We start from the raw sequence: 16,182 nt of genomic DNA on the forward strand, positions 1-16,182 counted from the left end.
TTCATTGCGCGGCCGCCAGCGTCGACGGCACGACCTGGTATTCGAGCTGGGCCCAGGTCTGCGAGACCTCGCGCCGGAGATCGAGCACCTGCAGCTGCGCATCGAGTTGCGCGCGGCGCGCGGCGAACGTGTCGGCGAGCGAACCCGTGCCGGCCCGGTACGCGGCGTTGGCCAGTTGCACGCGCTGCTCCGCGGCCGGCAGCAGCGCGTCGCCCAGGTTCGCGATGCGTGCGCGGCCGCTCGCGAGCGTCGCGGACTGCATGCGGATATCGGCCTGCACCTGGCGCAGCGTGTCCTCGTACATCAGGCGCGCTTTCGTCGCGAGCGCGGCCTTCTCGGCGACGTCGCGGTTCTGCCGGTTCTTGCGGTTGAGCGGCAGCGGGATCGTGACGCCGACGGACACCATGTTCGAGTACGCGCCGCCCCGCTGCTGGTACGCGACTTCCCACGTCCAGTTCGGGCTGCGCTCGCTGTTCGCCACCGCGGTATCGGCTTCGGCGACCGCGATGTCGTCCGCCGCGGTGATGAGCGCCGGTTGCGCCAGCCGCAATTCGTCCGGCGGCAACGACGACACGAACGATTCCGCCGCCGGCGGCGTTCCCGTGACGTCCTCGACAGGCGCGGCGGTCCAGCGCGACAACGCGATGAGCGCGGTCTGGTAGACCTGTTGCGCCTTCAGCAACTGGTCCTGCGTCTGAGCAAGCATGGCCCGCGCCTGGACGACGTCGCCCGCGCTTGCCTTCGCGCCGCGATACGACGCCTTCGTCGCGTCGAGTTCATGGTTCATGTGATCGAGCAGCGCCTGCTGGAGCGCAAGCGCCTGCTTCGCGTAGATGGCGTTCAGCCACGCCGCGGCGGTCTGCTGACGCACGCCGGCGAGCTGCGCGAGATAGCCGGCGCGTTCGCGCCCGACCTGTTCGTTGGCGAGCGCCGAGCGCAAGCGCCGCTTGTCGCCCGATACCCATTCCTGCTCGATGCCGATGCGGCGCATCGTCATGAAGTCCTGGCCGACGGTGAAGCGCTGCCCCCCGTTGACCGGCAGGTTGTCGATGCCGGCCTTGAGCATCGGGTCAGGCAACTGGCCCGCCTTGACGGCCGCCTCCGAACTGGCGCGCACCGACGCCTGCGCGGCCTGCATCGATGCGGAACGATCGGTGGCGGAGTGCAGCGCGGCGTCCAGCGTGACGGGCGCCAGCTGCGCGTGAGCGGCGCCCGCAACCAGTAGCGCCGCCCCGAGCATGGGCGCGCGCCGACACGCACGCCGCCTGCGCGGCGTGCAGAAATCGAATGACATGGTGTAACCCCAAGTCGGAACCCAAATGGATTCCACGTCCTGAGCACAGGACGAACCTCACCGCCTGGGCGGTGAACCGGTCAGATCGGGATCAGCTGATGCGGGGTGGGCGCCACAACCCGTTCGGGTCGCGGATCGGAACGGACTGCGTGTAGTGGAAGAAGATCGTGCTGGCGAATGCAGCGGGGCGGCTGACGTCGGTGCGTGCGGCCGGGTGATAGAGACTGCCGAACTGACACTGTGCCGTCGCCTTGCAGGCCATGCCTTTCGCCTTGGCCTTCGCGTGACCGGTGGGCGATGCCTTCATCGAATCGCAGCCGCTCATGTCGGCGGACAGGGTCATGCCCGCGTCCGCCTCCATCGACATCGTTTGCTGCATCGGACATTCACCGGTCAGGCCGCTGGCTGCCAGCCCACTGAGGGGCAGCACCGCGCACAGCAGCAGCAGGATGAAGGTCCGAAACAGTTTCATGGCGGCGATTATAGCGCGGCGGTTTGTGGCGTGGCGGGGTGAAATGTACGGTTTCGTACCGTCTCCGGAGCCGCCCGCACGCGCTAACGGATCAGGCCGTCCGCCGCCAGCACCTGCTGCACGGCCGGCCGCGCCCGAACCCGCTCGTACCACGCACGCAGGTTCGCATGCCGGCTCAGGTCGATCTCCGCGTTGTACACCGAGCGCATCCATTCGGCCTTGCCCCAGCCCGTAAGCGCGAACAAGTACGCATCGGCGATCGTGAACCTGTCGCCCGTCAAGTACGTATTGCCGTCGAGCTGCCGGTCGATCCACGCGAAGCGGCTGTCGAGCTTCTGCCGCACCGGGTCGACGTATTTGCCCGCCTGCACCGCGTACAGCAGCGGAATGAAACCCTTGTGGATTTCGGTGCCGAGGAAACTCAGCCATTCCATCAGCCGGTAGCGGGCGAGCGTGCCGTACGCGGGCGCGAGCCCCGCTTCCGGGCGCCGGTCCGCGAGATACTGCGCGATCACCGGTCCTTCGCGCAGCGTCGTGCCGTCGTCGAGTTCGAGCAGCGGCACGTAGCCGAGTTCGTTGACGTCGTAGTAGTCGCGGCCATCGTCGATTCGATGCTTGCGCGCATCGACCGTGACGATCTGCGCATCGATGTCCGCTTCGCGCAGCACGATGCGGATTGCCTGCGAACAGCTGCCGGGAGCGTGATAGAGCTTCATGCGTGTCCTTGGTTGGTGGGTTCGACTCTCGATTCGCCGCGACGCGGGCGCTAATATCTCGCATCGACGCGACGATGAGAAGACGGCAGTCGTTTGTGCCATAGCCACAAAAAAGTTACCGACCAGGGTCAGCAGTCATGAAAACGAGTGCAACAGGATGTTCCGTGGAAGAAGCGATGCGCATGCTCGGCGGTCGCTGGCGGCTGCTGCTCGTGTCGTACCTGCTCGACGGGCCGAAGCGCTTCAGCGACCTGCGCCGCGACATGCCGGGCATCTCGCAGCGGATGCTGACGCTCGATCTGCGCGCGCTCGAGGATGCCGGCTTCGTGCGGCGCACCGTGTATCCGGAAGTGCCGGTGCGCGTCGAGTACGATCTGACCGCGGACGGCGACCGGCTGCGGCCCGTCGTCGAGGTCATGCGCGAATTCGGGCTGTGGCTGAAGGCGCGCGATACGCACTGCGAGGTCGAAGCGGACACCGCGCTGGCCCGATAACCCCACATCGAGAGAAACATCATGGAACTACACGCTACCGTCGGCGCCGCCACGTCCGATATCGACGACGACGAAAGCTGCGCGAACATCTATTGCCACGACGCGGAGCAGAACTATTGCTTCTCGCTGCTGCGCTTTCCGGAGGAAACGACGATCGAGGTGATGGTGCTCGACCAGCTCACCGCGCACGTGAAGGACCTGACGGTGCGCCTCACGGGCGACACACTCGACGTCGAACTGGATGAACGCACCGCCGCGAGGCTCGACGGCAATAGGCACTACGTGATCCATCTCGCGCCCGGCGAACACGATCCCGTCGCGCTGCGCGCCGCGCTGAAGGAAATCTTCGACGGCAAGGACGGGTATCGCGACGAGAGTGCGAGCGCATAGGCCGGCCGCATCCACTGTCGCTCAACCGACATGCGTTTCCTGCCCCGCTCCAGTGACTGAACGTGGCGTATTGCAATCCGCGCGTCGGTAGCGCGCCGGGTTGGGTCAGTGCGAAGGAAGCGACCGGCAGCCGAACCGCAACGCGGCGATCCGGCTCACCACGCGCTCACCGCGCTTTTCCACATACTGACGACCCAACATCCCGTCAGTCGACGCGCTACGCGGCCAATGCGATCGCGTTGACGTTGAACGCACGCAGCAGATCCTCGCGGAACGCGGCGACGATCGGCTTCTCGCTCGCGCTGCGCTTCATCGCGAGATGCAGCGGCACGTCGAAGCTGAACGTCGCGCGGCCGACGGCCTTCACGAGCCCGCGTTGCTCGAACGGCTCCGCGTAATGCGCGGGCAGGTAGCCGAGATGGCCGCCCGACAGGATCAGGATCGTCGCGGCCTCGATGCTGTCCGCGCTCGCGGTCACGCGGCGCTCCGGCAGCGGATACTGCTCCTCCGGCACCGGATAGGTGCGCCACACCCAGTCGTGCGCTTCCAGGTCGTCGGCCGACACCGGTCGCGACGCATGAAACAGCGGATGCCCGCGCCCGCAGTAGATCACCTGCTCCTCGGTAAACAACGGCGTGTAGTCCAGCCCCGGCACACGATGCCAGAAATAGCCGATCGCGAGATCGAGCTGGTTGTTGACGAGGCGTTCCTCGAGTTCCTGCGGCGATGCGACCTTCATCGAGAACGTGACGGCCTGGTCGCGCTTGCGGAATGCGCCGATCGCGTCGGCGACGCGCGCATTCTCGACGAGCGGCGCCTGCCCGATCAGGCCGATCGACAGCGTGCCGACCAGCTTGCGGTCGATGTCGCGCACGCGCGCGACGAACTCGGAGGTCGCCGCGACCAGCGTGCGCGCGGTGGCCGCGAAGCGTTCGCCCTTCGACGTCAGCCGAAAGCCGCCGCGGCCGCGATCGCACAGCTTGAAGCCGACGCGCGCTTCCAGCGCCGAGAGCTGCGTGCTGATCGTCGACTGCCGCACGCCGAGCGACGCCTCGGCGGCCGTGATGCCGCGCGCGTCGACGACGGCCAGAAAGACCCGGATGAGCCGGAGATCGAGATCGGTGGTATTCGAAAACATGCTTCAAGCCGCTGCGCGTGAGCGCGTTGTCGGGCCGGCGCGACGCCAGCCATCTGTGCCGATGAATTGCCGGACGCGCACCGTCATCGGCAACGGCGCACGCCCTGCTCGTCGCTCGCAAACGCCGCGCGACGCCTACATCGGGAAGCCCATCGCCTTGATCCCGTTGATCCACGCACGCTTCCAGCCGCCTTCGGCATCCGCGCCGTCGAACGCATGGAACGTGATCTTCGCGGCGAGCCAGCGCATCGGCTCGGGCGGGATGTAGCTCGGGCTCTGGTTCGCGATGTCGAGCTTGCGCTCCGGGCTGTCGCGATCGAACAGGATGTTCAGCCCCATGAACGCGCCGAACCGGCTCGCCGCGACGCCGAAGCCGGTGTAGCCGGCGACGAACACGGCCTTGTCGCCGAGGTAGCGCTTCGCGAACACCGAGCCGCGCGAACAGTAGTCGATCGGCCCGCCCCACGCGTGCGAGAAGCGCACGTCGCTCAGCTGCGGAAACGTGCGGTAGAACGCCTCCGCGAGCCGGGTGTAGGTTTCGCGCTGGCCGTCCTGATGCGGTTCCGGGTCGCCGTCGAAGTGATAGCTGACCAGCCCGCCGAAGATGATGGTGTTGTGCTTCGTCAGCCGGAAATAGTTGAGCTGCGTACGTGTGTCGTACACGCCCTGGCGATTCTTCCAGCCGATCCGCGCGAGTTGTTCGTCGGTGAGCGGCTCGGTCGCGAGCACGTGGTCGCGCACCTGCATCACGCGGCGGTTGATGTCGGGAATGCCGACCTTCGCCGTGCCGCTACCGAACACGACACGCGGCGCACGCACGCTGCCCTTCGGCGTCTTCACGTACACGGTGCTGCCTTCGTCGGCCACGGTCGTGAGCGGCGTATGCTCGTACAGCTTCACGCCGAGTTGCAGCGCCGCGCGCTTGAGCCCCCACGCGAGCTTCGCCGGATGCACGATGCCGCTGCGGTTGCGCGACCACAGCGCGCCCGCGAACAGCGGCGAGTTCAGCTGCTCGAGCGTTTCCTCGCGGTTCAGCAGCACGACGTCGTGCCCGTATTCGCGATGCAGGTCGTAGTCACCCTTCAGGTGTGCGATGTGCTCGGGGTCGACCGCCACCGTCATCTCGCCGTTCCACTCGATGTCGGCGTCGATGTCGTAGCGCTTCAGCGTAGCCTCGAAGCCGTCGAGGTTGTGGTGGCCGAATGCCTCGAGCTGCGCGATGTCGTTCGGAAATACGCGCACCGCATTCGGCAGCCCGTGCATCACCGACGTCGAGATGATCCCGCCCGCGCGGCCCGATGCGCCGTGCGCGACCTTGCCGGCCTCGATCAGCACCACGTTCAGGTGCGGCATCTGTTCCTTCGCCTGCACGGCCGCCCACAGCCCGGTGAAGCCGCCGCCGACGATCAGCAGGTCGGCCGTCACGTCGCCGACGAGTTCCGGCTCGGCGGTCGGCGCGGCCGGGTTGTCGAGCCAGTACGGGAACAGCTTCGTGTTCGCGAGCGCCTCGGCGGCGCTCAGTGCGACCGGCGCGTGACGCGCGGCGTGCGCGTGAGCCGGTGCGGCTTGTGTTGCTTTGTTGACTTCCATTTCCATGATCCCGGCCATCCCGCGTGATCGCGGCTTGCATCACGACTTTTCGAGGAGCACGTAGAACTTCTTCGCGTCCTCGAGCGTCTCCCAGCGGCCCGCGAAGCCGGCCGGCAACAGGTAGCCCTGGCCCGGCGTGAACTCCTTGCGGTTGCCTTCGACGTCGGTCAGTGCGATCCGGCCCTCGACGAGCCATACCGCCTCGTCCGCCGCCGTTTCCGGGAACTCGACCGAGCCGACCTTGCCTTCCCACCAGCCGACGAGGTAGCTGCCGCTCTTGCCTTCGGCCGCCCGCCAGTCGCTTTCGTCCATCCCGAAGTCGAGCTTCGTGAATTCGCCAATGCCCGCGCCCAGCGGCAGGATGTCCTTGATCAGTTTGGTCATTTGAATCTTTCGTCTCTCGATTGAAAAAAGCAGAGACAAAGTTACTCATTTACACTGCCCCGGTATGCCCCCCTTCGGGGGGGACAAGCTGCGTTTTCCGGGGCAAACAGGTCGACAGGACACCTGCCGGTATTTCCCCCTAAAGACGTTTTGGGCCGCAACCGCTAGAATCGCGCCCGCTTTTCACCCGGGGAACCGCATGCTGCTCAACGTGAACCCCTTCCACCGCGACACCGACCGCTTCAACGTGTCGTTCAAGGCGCTGGGCGAGCTGATCGAGACGGTCGGCACGCCGCACTTCGTGCCGCGCCTCACGCAACTGCTGAACGACGTGGTGCCGCTCGACGTCGCGCACGTCGAACGCTCGCGCGTCGACGGCTCGATGCCCACCGGCTACCGATGCGAATGGATCGGCAGCAGCGGCATCGGCACCGAGACCGCCGAAATCTCCGACGTGATGACGCTCTACTACGAGCGCTTTCTCGACAGCGACCCGCTGTTCGCGGGGCTGCGCGGCAAGACGGGCACGATGCTGGTCGTGCGCGACATCGCGGCGATCCCGCCCGGCGAATTCCGCCAGCGGTTGTTCGACGACGTGCATATCGGCCACGAATGCGTGCTCGCGCGCGGCACCCGCTACGCGCAGCATTCGATCGCGCTGGAACGCGGCCGCGACCGCCCGCCGTTCACGCTCGCCGAGATGAACCGCTTTCGCAGCATCAGCGACGTGCTGTTCCCGCTGCTCGAGCTGCACGCGTCGACCACCGCCGCGCGGCGCGTCGCGCACCCGACGCCCGACGTGCATCCGCTCGCGCAGTTCGATGCGCGGCTCGCGGCCGACGGCGTGAAGCTGTCGAAGCGCGAATACGAAACCTGCAAGCACCTGATCTCCGGCAAGACCGTGCCGGAAACCGCCGACATCCTCGGCGTGCGCGTCGCGTCGGCCGAGTCGTACGTGAAGCGCGCGTTCGCGAAGCTCGGCGTGCGCACGAAGCGCGAGCTCGCCGCATGGGGTTCGGCCATACCGGCGTTTCCTTCCGCCACGGTGCATGAAGACGACGATGCGCCGCCCGCGATCGCCAGCTGACCTGATCGGTCGCTGACCGCCCCCGCTGGCGGTTGCGCCGCGTCGATGCGGCGGCGCCACTCGCATCGAGACCCGTCGATGTAAACGTTGCGACTTCAAGATCTTCCCGCCCGCGTTCTCCTCTACCATCGGCCGATCGTTTTTCACCGGAAAGAGGAGACGGCCCCATGCACCGCGAACTGAACCAACCGATGGGCGGCAACGAGATGCCGCGCTTTGGCGGCATCGCCACGATGATGCGCCTGCCGCAGGCCGACACGACCGACGGCCTCGACGTGTGCTTCGTCGGCGTGCCGCTCGACCTCGGCACGTCGAACCGCTCGGGTTCGCGCTTCGGCCCGCGCCAGATCCGGACCGAATCCGTGCTGCTGCGCCCGTACAACATGGCGACGCGCGCCGCGCCGTTCGATTCGCTGCAGGTCGCCGACATCGGCGACGTCGCGACCAACCCTTACGACCTGAAGGATTCGGTGCGCCGCATCGAGGAAGCGTATGACGAGATCGTCGCGAACGGCTGCCGGCCGATCACGCTCGGCGGCGACCACACGATCGCGTGGCCGATCCTGCGCGCGCTGCACAAGAAATACGGCAAGGTCGCCGTGGTGCACGTCGACGCGCACGCGGACGTGAACGACACGATGTTCGGCGAGAAGATTGCGCACGGCACGCCGTTCCGCCGCGCGGTGGAAGACGGCCTGCTGCAATGCGACAAGGTCACGCAGATCGGCCTGCGCGGCACCGGCTACCACGCGGACGATTTCGACTGGTGCCGCCAGCAGGGCTTCACGGTCGTGCAGGCGGAGGAATGCTGGAACACGTCGCTCGCGCCGCTGATGGCGCAGGTGCGCGAACGCATCGGCGACACGCCGGTGTATCTCAGCTTCGACATCGACGGTCTCGATCCGTCGTTCGCGCCCGGCACCGGCACGCCGGAAATCGGCGGCCTGTCGGTGCAGCAGGGTCTCGAGATCATTCGCGGGATGAAGGGGCTGAACATCGTCGGCGCGGATCTCGTCGAAGTGTCGCCGCCGTACGATCCGACCGGCACCACCGCGCTCGTCGGCGCGAACCTCGCGTTCGAGATGCTCTGCGTGATGCCGGGCGTCGCCTACCGCTAATTCGATCGACAGGAAAACGTTCATGTCCACCGCTGAGCTTTCCCCTTCCGCCGCGACCATCGTGCTGCCCGCCGCGCGCATCGCCGGCCAGCCCGTGCGCACGCATTCCGATGAAGCCGGCGCGCCGATCTTCAACGCGTCGACCGGCGAGACGATCGGCTGGCAGGAACTCGCGAGCGCCGCGCACGTCGACACCGCGGTCCGCGCCGCGCGCGATGCGTTCGCCGGCTGGCGCGACACGCCGCCCGCCGGGCGCGGCCGCCTGCTCGCGAAGATCGCCGAGCGCGTCGAAGCCAACCGCGCGCGCCTCGCCGCGCTGCAGATGCAGGTGAGCGGCAAGCCGCCGTTCGAGGCCGACGCCGACGTCGGCGACGTCGCCGCGACGTTCGCGTATTACGCGCAGCTGTGCGAGAACCCGGCGCTGTTCGCGGCCGAGCCGGTCGCGCTGCCGAGCGACGCCGTCGCTGCCGAACGCTTCCACGACGCGGTCGGCGTCGCCGCGCTGATCATGCCGTGGAACTTCCCGATGGTCACGACCGCGTGGAAGCTCGCGCCCGCACTCGCGGCCGGTTGCACGGTCGTGATGAAGCCGTCTGAACTGACGTCGCCGACGGAGCACGCGCTGTTCGACCTGATCGCCGAAGCCGGCGTGCCGGATGGGGTCGTCAACGTCGTGAACGGCGGTGCCGAAGTCGGCGCGGCGCTGACCGCGCATCCGCAGATCGACAAGATCTCGTTTACCGGCAGCACGGCCGCCGGGCGCAAGGTCATGCAGGCCGCGGCCGAGGACATGAAGCGCGTGACGCTCGAACTCGGCGGCAAGTCGTCGCTGATCGTGCGCGACGACGCCGATCTCGACGTCGCGGTGTCGCTGGCCGTGGCCGGCGCGTTCACGAACGCGGGCCAGATGTGCTCGGCCACCGCGCGCATCCTCGTGCACGACAACCTCTATCGCCGCTTCATGGCCGCGTTCGAGACGGCCGTGCGCGCGCTCGTCGTCGCGCCGCCCGCCACCGAACAGGTCGCGATGGGGCCGATGATCTCGGCCGCGCAGCGCACGCGCGTCGAGGCGATGCTCGCGCAAGGCATCGCGGCCGGCGCGCGCGTCGCGTTCAGCGGGCGCATCGCCAAGGCCGGCGGCAACGGCTTCTTCATGGCGCCCGTCGTGGTCGCGGAACCGGCCGTGGACAACCTGCTGTGGACCGACGAGGTGTTCGGCCCGGTCGCGTGCGTGAAGTCGTTCCGCACCGACGACGAGGCGATCGCGCTCGCGAACGACACGCGCTACGGGCTCGTGGCGACCGTCGTGACGCGCGACGCGGAAGTCGCGAAGCAGTTCCAGGCGCGCGTGCGCGCCGGGCTCGTGTGGATCAATGCGCCGCAGCTCATCTACCCGCATGTGTGCTGGGGCGGCTTCGGGCTCAGCGGGATCGGCCGCGAACTGGGCGTGACAGGCCTGCGCAGCTACCAGGAACTGCGCCACGCGATGCGCGCGATCGAATGACCAGGGCGGCCGGTCAGGCCGTTGGCGGCACCGTCACCGTCGATGTGCAGCCGCTTCGGCCTCGGTATCGTGATACTCGACAAACGTCGCGATCTTCCCGCCTTCGATCGTCATCAGGTGCACCCAATCGTCCTCGTAAGTGCGCCCGGTCGAGTGGACATGCCAGCGCTGCGTGCCGAGCACGACGACCCGGTTGCCGCTGGCAATGAAATCGAGCGGCTCGAACCGTTCCGCGGTCTGCGCCGATGCAAGCGCCGCGAAGAATGCCGCGACCTCCTGCGGCCCATGTCGTCTGCCGACGAACGGGACGACGTCGGCCGGCCCCGGGATGAACCAGTCGACACTGTCGGACAGCGTCTGCAGCACGCCGTCGATATCGGCCCTGCCGAACGCCGCATATGCCTGCTGCACCAGTTGAACGTTGCTTTGCTCGCTCATCGCGCCCTCCCGTCATCGCCGGTTCGCCGAGTCGCGGCGCGGAGTTGCGGCCGCAGTCAATTCAGCATAGTCGAACCGCGAAGCGGCACACCTGGGGTTCGCGAGCAATCGGGCGGCGGCGCGATGTGGCGCCTCGCATCAGGACGGCACGATGTTCCCGATGACCTTCCTGATGCTCTTGTGCCCGGCCGGATGCCGGCGGCGAGCACCGCAGGGATCGGCGATCTCGCAGCGCCAGCCCAAGCGCCCCAGCGGCCGCGCCGATATCCCGCATAATCGTGCGTTGAACGGCGCCGCGGGGGGGAAGGCATTGTGCGAGCGCAGCAATTCAAGAACAGGAACGGGCGCGATCCGGCTCGCCGCAAGGCGGCGGTGCTCGCCCCGGGGGGAAGACCAGGCTATCCCGCTGAAGACAGGACACCGACACATGGACCGAGCCGAGCACATCAGCATCGAACAGGCGGTCGATCTGCCCGCCGACGAACTGAACGGATGCGACTTTTCGTTCGAGATCGCGTGGGAGCTGAATGCGCCGTACCAGGATCTGCTCGACTTGCGCGCGCTGCCCGTGCGGCGCAAGGACTACGGCTTCGACCCGGCCGGCTGGGCGCGCGAGGCATCCGGCGGCACCGCGCTGTTCCGCGCGAGCGCGGGCGGGCGCCTCGCGGGATTCGTCGCGATCACCGAAAGCTGGAACGGGATGGCCGAGATCGCGGAACTCGCGGTCGACCGCAGTTGCCGGCGGCAAGGGATCGGCCAGTTCCTGCTGGCGGCCGCGGAAGCGTGGGCGCGCAGCCGCGGGTTCGGCTTCATGCGGCTGGAAACGCAGGCGAACAATGTCGCGGCCTGCTGCACGTACGCGCGGTCGGGCTTCGTCGTGGGCGGCCACGACCGCTTCCTGTACGCCGACGGCGCGAACGACGGGGAAGTCGCCCTCTTCTGGTACAAGGATCTGCGCGACGGGCAGACCGCGAAGAGCCGGACGGTCGATCCCGAATCGATGCGGCCGCTGCCCTGATCGGCGACTGCCCGCCGCCTCGGCTGCTCCTACCTTGCCTTTGCGTTACTTCCGCGTCGCGACGATGAACAGGCGCGGGAACGGCAGCAGCACGGTGCCGTCGTCGAGCAGCGGATAGCCGCTCGGACCCGCAAGCGCATCGCGATAGCGCGCGACGAATACGTCGCGTTCGCTGTCGTCCAGCGCCGCGAGGAACGGCCGCAGCGCGCTGCCCTTGAACCATTCGACGACCGCATCGGCGCCGCCGCTCAGCGGATGGTAGTAAGTCGTGCGCCATACATCCACCCGCGAACACGACGGTGACAGCAGCGCGTAGTAGTACCGTGCGTCGAACCGCTCGGTGCGCGCCGCATTCTTCAGCTTGTCCGCCCACGGCCCGGCCGCGGCGACTTCGCGCATCAACCGATGGGCGGGCTCGTCGAGGTTGTCGGGCATCTGCACCGCGAGATGGCCGCCCGGCGCGAGCCGGCCGACGAGTGCCGGAAACAGCGTGTCGTGCGCGGGCACCCATTGCAGCACCGCGTTCGACAGGATCAGGTCATAGCCACCCGGATCGTCCCACGTGGAAACATCCGCGAGATCGAAGCGCAACGCGGGCAGGCGCTTGCGCGCGGCCGCGATCATGTCCGGCGACGCGTCGATGCCACGCACCGTCGCGTCCGGTGCGCGCGCGATCAGCGCCTCGGTGGAATTGCCGGGCCCGCAGCCGATGTCGATCGCGGTACGGATCGGCGTGTCGGGCACCGCGGCCAATAGGTCGCGGACGGGCCGCGTGCGTTCGTCTTCGAATCGCACGTACTGTCTGGCGTATTGATCGAGCGGGGTCGTCACGGTATGCCTCCGGATTCGCGTGGACGGCGTCGGGGCGGCGATGTCAGGCGGGCGCGCTCAAAGCGGCGGGCTGTTCGGAGTCGGTCAGCTGAGGGAAAACGGCGGACGCATTGCGCACCCGCCGTTTCGTCACACATGGCCCCGCTCAGGCCGCCGCGAACGCCACCGTCATGTCGGCCACTCGACGCCGCACGCGCGCGATCATCATCAGGTTGATGACGATCACGCCGATCGCCACCGCCGTGATGAACGGCGTGGCCAGTCAGTTGTACCCGAGAATCGCCACCGCCGCGACATCCGGCCGATCGATCGTGCTGCCGACGAGCGACGTCATCGGCTCCTGCAGCACGGCCTGATACGACGTCACGTGCGCCTCTTCCGGCGCGCCGGCCTGATCCCACACCGGTTCGTCGAATGCGTCGAGGCCAGTGAAAAACTCGGGTTGCGTTTGCGTAAAAGTCATCTCCACTCCTTGTGATATGTCGTTGATGTTCTAATTCAATGTGCCTGTTTCAACGCCGCCACCTGCACGGGCGCACCGTCATGCGCGGCCTCCGAGCGCGCGAGCTGCGCGCGCGTGCGCCGCGTGATGTGAATCACCGCGAACACCACCGGCGCGATCAGCAGGCCTTCCGCCAGTTCGGGATCGACCGGCAGGTTCATCACGTGCAGCGCCTTGAACGCCGCGGTCGCCAGCGACAGCACGTAGTACGAAATGGCCGCCACCGACAGCCCCTCGACCGCGTGCTGCAGATGCAGTTGATTGCGCGCGGTGCGCTCCATGCCGGCCAGCAAACGGGTGACGTCCTTTTCCTGCGCGAGATTCACGCGCGTGCGCAGCAGGTCGACCGCGCGCGCGATCCGCGCGGCGATCTGCTCGTGACGCGCCCACACGCTGCGGCAGGTTTCCATCGCCGGCGCGAAGCGCCGCTCCATGAATTCCGCGATCGTCGGCATCCCTTCGATGCGCTCCTCGCGCAGTTCCTGGATGCGTGCCAGCACGAGCTTTTCGTATGCACGCGACGCGCTGAAGCGGCCGCCGGACCCCGACAGCGCTTCGACCCGCACCGCGAGATGCGTGAGCTTCACGAGCAGGGCCGCGTCGTCGCCTTCGGCGCCGCTCGCGTCCATCCGCTGCATCAGCGCATGCAGCGCCGCGTGGATCTCGTCGAGTTCGCGGCTCATCCGCCGCGCGACCGGCAACGCGAGCAGCGCCATCATCCGGTAGGTCTCGATTTCATACAGGCGCTGCAGCAGGCGGCCGCCCTGCTCCTCGCGGAAATCCTCGTCGACGACGAGAAAGCGCATGAAGCCGTCGTCGCGCACGTGCCAGTCGCAGAACACCTTGCCGCCGCCGAGCACGCTGCTGCCGACGAGCGCGGGCCCGTCGATCCAGCGGCGCAGGTCGCCGCATACAAGCCGCGCGGCGTCGCCCGACAGCAATTCCATGCGCACCGCGACGAAGCGGATGCCCGCGAGCCGCGCGAACCATGCGGCCGGGATCCCTTCGATCGCGAGATCGTCGAAATAGCCGGTGTCGCGACGCGGCGCGACGAACGTGAAGGTCGAGAATTCGGTGTGGCGTTCCCACTTCAGGTGCCAGCCGCACGGCGACTGCACCGCGTAGTGGGTCGCGCCGTCCTGCGGCGCGTCAATGCCGGTGTCGCGGCACAGCGCATGCAGCAGCGTTTCGTGGATGTCGGGCTGGCCGTCCGCGTAGATCGCGTAGTGCGTGAGCGACACGGCTTCGGCGAGCCGCAGGAACGGCCGGGCATGCAATTCCGCGGCCAGTGCGGCGCGCAACGGATGATCCATCATCGGTACACCACTCTTCCCTGTTCAACGCTGCGTGCCGGCGCGCCGGCGTGATGGCCGCGCCGCATCGAACGCTACGGCAGGCTCGATGCCACTATGGCAGACACACAGCGACAATAAAAACGCATAATGCTGATCGTTACGTTCAGTTTTCCTGATACCGATGAAGATGCTCGACCACGACGTGCTGGCCACCGTCGTCGCCGTCGCGGAAACCGGCAACATGACCCGCGCCGCCGAAGCGGTAAACCGCTCGCAATCGGCCGTGAGCATGCAGATCAAGAGCCTCGAGGACGCGATCGGGCGGCCGCTGTTCGTGCGCAAGCCGCGCAGCATCGTGCTGACGCGCGAAGGCGAGGTGCTGCTGGGATTCGCCAGACGAATGCTGGCGCTGCGCGACGAGGCGTGGGCGGCCGTGGTGCGGCCGGAAGTGACCGGCAAGGTCGTGATCGGCGTGCCGGACGACTATGCGTCGTCGCTGCTGCCGTCGGTCCTGAAGAAGTTTTCGGCGACCTACCCGAAGGTCGAGATCCAGGTGATGGGGCTGCCGAGCAGCGCGCTCGCGCCGCTCTTGAAGGAGGGCACCGTCGATCTCGTGTGCGGCACGCGCATCAAGGGACTGTCGGGCGACTTCATCCGCCACGAGCCGATGGCGTGGGCCGCGATGACGAACGGGCCGCGCGTGTGGGAAGAACGGCCGCTGCCGATCGCGGTGTTCATGCCGGGCAGCGTCGCGCGCGAGAACGCGATCCGCAGCCTCGAACGCGCGAAGCTGCCGTTCCGCACTTCCTACGAAAGCCCGAGCCTGCTCGGGCTGCTCAGCATGGTCGAGGCCGGCCTCGCGGTCGCGCCGCTCGCGCGCTGCGCGATTCCCGCGCAACTGTCGATGCTCGGCCGCTCGCACGGGCTGCCCGATTTGCCGCCGCTCGAGCTGATCCTCGCGCGCAGCACGAAATCGAAGCGCCCGCCGTGCGACTTCATGGCGGAGCAGCTGATGGAAGACCTGCAGCGGCAAACCGGCCAGACCGGCGACGCTTGAACCACGGTCGGGCGCGCGCCGCCTGCGTCGTCACGAACCGCGCGGGTGCGGATGGCCAGCCGCGAGCAACGCCGCGTTGACGATACCCGCCACCGTATCGACGAGCGCTTCCAGCGTGCCGCCGTGCACGTGCCGACCGGTCGGCGGAATGCATTCGTTGCGCCGGCCGCCCCACTGCGATCCGGCCGTCACCGACAGCGTCGCGCCGAACCGGTTGCCGTGCCGCCGGCCGAAGATGCCGACATGCTGCTCGCCCAGATACGCCTGTTCCGGAAGCAACAGCCGGATGTCGACCGCGACCTGATCGGAATCGCCGGCGCGCGCGCTCGCATCGACCGACGGCGCGAACGCCTTCGCGATGCGCAGCGTCACGTGCGAATCCCAGACGGCCAGCGGGCCGCCCGCCGCGTCGACGCGGTCGAGGTCGACCGACCACTGATGGCGATCCGGCAACCGGATCGCCTGGCGCAGCAGCACGTCTGCCGTGCGCACCGTCACCCGCAACTGCCGGGCAAGCTGCGTGCCCGACGGCAGCGTCGCCACGTGCGCGCGGCCGTTTGCCGGACGTACGGTGGGCACTACTTCCGTAAGGTACATGGATCCTCCCTGTCGAGTGCCGGCGCCGCGTACGGCCGACGGACAGCACGGCGCCCGGCGCAACGACGTTGAATCTGATACGTGATGCGACGAGCAATCAGCGTTCCCGGACCGGGCGACCCGGTGCGCCGACGTGCAGCCGGCGAGATCGAAGACGGGAACGGGGTGGAGCAAGGTCATGGAGCAGATGGAAGCCGTCTCGGTTGTTCGACATACCCCCAGCTTGGACGAGACCGGATAAACGTCGTGCAAAAAAA

Annotated in this window: 18 protein-coding genes and 1 pseudogene; 7 read left to right on the forward strand and 12 right to left on the reverse strand. The window is 67.7% G+C overall.

Annotated elements, in window-relative coordinates; genetic code table 11:
- Position 1: 1 nt before the first annotated feature.
- The 3 genes from DIE06_RS11905 to gstA form a co-directional block, all read right to left on the reverse strand.
- Positions 2-1,294, reverse strand: a complete 1,293-nt coding sequence (locus DIE06_RS11905) for a TolC family protein (protein ID WP_124661591.1) — start codon at positions 1,292-1,294, stop codon at positions 2-4.
- A gap of 91 nt (positions 1,295-1,385) precedes the next feature.
- Positions 1,386-1,766, reverse strand: a complete 381-nt coding sequence (locus tag DIE06_RS11910; protein WP_124661592.1) for a hypothetical protein — start codon at positions 1,764-1,766, stop codon at positions 1,386-1,388.
- Positions 1,767-1,849: 83 nt separating this feature from the next.
- A complete protein-coding gene (gene gstA / locus DIE06_RS11915) occupies positions 1,850-2,482 on the reverse strand; it encodes a glutathione transferase GstA (protein WP_124661593.1) in 633 nt (210 codons plus the stop codon).
- A 137-nt stretch (positions 2,483-2,619) separates the two neighbouring features.
- Between gstA and DIE06_RS11920 the strand changes: the two genes are divergently transcribed.
- Positions 2,620-2,976: a helix-turn-helix domain-containing protein gene (locus DIE06_RS11920; protein ID WP_124661594.1), complete on the forward strand. Its 357-nt coding sequence runs from the start codon at positions 2,620-2,622 to the stop codon at positions 2,974-2,976.
- 21 nt (positions 2,977-2,997) lie between these two features.
- A complete protein-coding gene (locus tag DIE06_RS11925) occupies positions 2,998-3,366 on the forward strand; it encodes a hypothetical protein (protein WP_124661595.1) in 369 nt (122 codons plus the stop codon).
- A 217-nt stretch (positions 3,367-3,583) separates the two neighbouring features.
- Here the strand turns inward: DIE06_RS11925 and DIE06_RS11930 are convergent, their stop codons facing one another.
- The 3 genes from DIE06_RS11930 to DIE06_RS11940 form a co-directional block, all read right to left on the reverse strand.
- The gene (locus DIE06_RS11930) at positions 3,584-4,504 is read right to left on the reverse strand and encodes a LysR family transcriptional regulator (protein WP_124661596.1); all 921 of its coding nucleotides are present in this window, start codon (positions 4,502-4,504) and stop codon (positions 3,584-3,586) included.
- Positions 4,505-4,639: 135 nt separating this feature from the next.
- A complete protein-coding gene (locus tag DIE06_RS11935; RefSeq protein ID WP_124661597.1) occupies positions 4,640-6,100 on the reverse strand; it encodes an FAD-binding oxidoreductase in 1,461 nt (486 codons plus the stop codon).
- Positions 6,101-6,133: 33 nt separating this feature from the next.
- On the reverse strand, positions 6,134-6,478 hold the full coding sequence (locus DIE06_RS11940) for a cupin domain-containing protein (protein WP_124661598.1): 345 nt from the start codon (positions 6,476-6,478) through the stop codon (positions 6,134-6,136).
- 199 nt (positions 6,479-6,677) lie between these two features.
- On the opposite strand from DIE06_RS11940, the gene DIE06_RS11945 reads away from it, so the two are divergent.
- The 3 genes from DIE06_RS11945 to DIE06_RS11955 all read left to right on the forward strand — a co-directional run bounded on the left by DIE06_RS11945 (position 6,678) and on the right by DIE06_RS11955 (position 10,187).
- Positions 6,678-7,565 carry a helix-turn-helix transcriptional regulator gene (locus tag DIE06_RS11945; RefSeq protein ID WP_124661599.1) on the forward strand — a complete coding sequence of 296 codons (888 nt, stop codon included), beginning with the start codon at positions 6,678-6,680 and terminating at the stop codon, positions 7,563-7,565.
- 167 nt (positions 7,566-7,732) lie between these two features.
- Entirely contained in the window at positions 7,733-8,683 is a 951-nt protein-coding gene (speB, locus tag DIE06_RS11950; protein WP_124661600.1) for an agmatinase, read from the forward strand.
- A gap of 22 nt (positions 8,684-8,705) precedes the next feature.
- Positions 8,706-10,187, forward strand: a complete 1,482-nt coding sequence (locus DIE06_RS11955; RefSeq protein ID WP_124661601.1) for an aldehyde dehydrogenase family protein — start codon at positions 8,706-8,708, stop codon at positions 10,185-10,187.
- A 33-nt stretch (positions 10,188-10,220) separates the two neighbouring features.
- Here DIE06_RS11955 and DIE06_RS11960 read toward each other — a convergent pair whose 3' ends face one another.
- Positions 10,221-10,625 (reverse strand): nuclear transport factor 2 family protein, encoded by a 405-nt coding sequence (locus DIE06_RS11960; RefSeq protein WP_124661602.1) that lies wholly within the window; start codon positions 10,623-10,625, stop codon positions 10,221-10,223.
- A gap of 427 nt (positions 10,626-11,052) precedes the next feature.
- On the opposite strand from DIE06_RS11960, the gene DIE06_RS11965 reads away from it, so the two are divergent.
- Positions 11,053-11,643 carry a GNAT family N-acetyltransferase gene (locus DIE06_RS11965; protein WP_124661603.1) on the forward strand — a complete coding sequence of 197 codons (591 nt, stop codon included), beginning with the start codon at positions 11,053-11,055 and terminating at the stop codon, positions 11,641-11,643.
- A 45-nt stretch (positions 11,644-11,688) separates the two neighbouring features.
- Here the strand turns inward: DIE06_RS11965 and tam are convergent, their stop codons facing one another.
- From tam to DIE06_RS11980, 4 genes and pseudogenes are all read right to left on the reverse strand, one after another.
- Positions 11,689-12,474, reverse strand: a complete 786-nt coding sequence (gene tam, locus DIE06_RS11970) for a trans-aconitate 2-methyltransferase (RefSeq protein ID WP_124661604.1) — start codon at positions 12,472-12,474, stop codon at positions 11,689-11,691.
- Positions 12,475-12,619: 145 nt separating this feature from the next.
- Positions 12,620-12,736 (reverse strand): annotated as a pseudogene (locus tag DIE06_RS39535) (putrescine ABC transporter permease PotI); the annotation flags it as partial.
- The gene (locus tag DIE06_RS11975; protein ID WP_124661605.1) at positions 12,737-12,937 is read right to left on the reverse strand and encodes a hypothetical protein; all 201 of its coding nucleotides are present in this window, start codon (positions 12,935-12,937) and stop codon (positions 12,737-12,739) included.
- 35 nt (positions 12,938-12,972) lie between these two features.
- The gene (locus tag DIE06_RS11980; RefSeq protein ID WP_124661606.1) at positions 12,973-14,292 is read right to left on the reverse strand and encodes a DUF3422 family protein; all 1,320 of its coding nucleotides are present in this window, start codon (positions 14,290-14,292) and stop codon (positions 12,973-12,975) included.
- 160 nt (positions 14,293-14,452) lie between these two features.
- On the opposite strand from DIE06_RS11980, the gene DIE06_RS11985 reads away from it, so the two are divergent.
- Positions 14,453-15,328 (forward strand): LysR family transcriptional regulator, encoded by an 876-nt coding sequence (locus DIE06_RS11985; protein WP_124661607.1) that lies wholly within the window; start codon positions 14,453-14,455, stop codon positions 15,326-15,328.
- A gap of 30 nt (positions 15,329-15,358) precedes the next feature.
- On the opposite strand, the gene DIE06_RS11990 is transcribed toward DIE06_RS11985, so the two are convergent.
- Positions 15,359-15,925 carry a hypothetical protein gene (locus DIE06_RS11990; RefSeq protein ID WP_124661702.1) on the reverse strand — a complete coding sequence of 189 codons (567 nt, stop codon included), beginning with the start codon at positions 15,923-15,925 and terminating at the stop codon, positions 15,359-15,361.
- Between the last annotated feature and the right edge of the window lie 257 nt (positions 15,926-16,182).

Source organism: Burkholderia sp. Bp8998 (assembly GCF_003854235.1).
Lineage (GTDB): Bacteria > Pseudomonadota > Gammaproteobacteria > Burkholderiales > Burkholderiaceae > Burkholderia.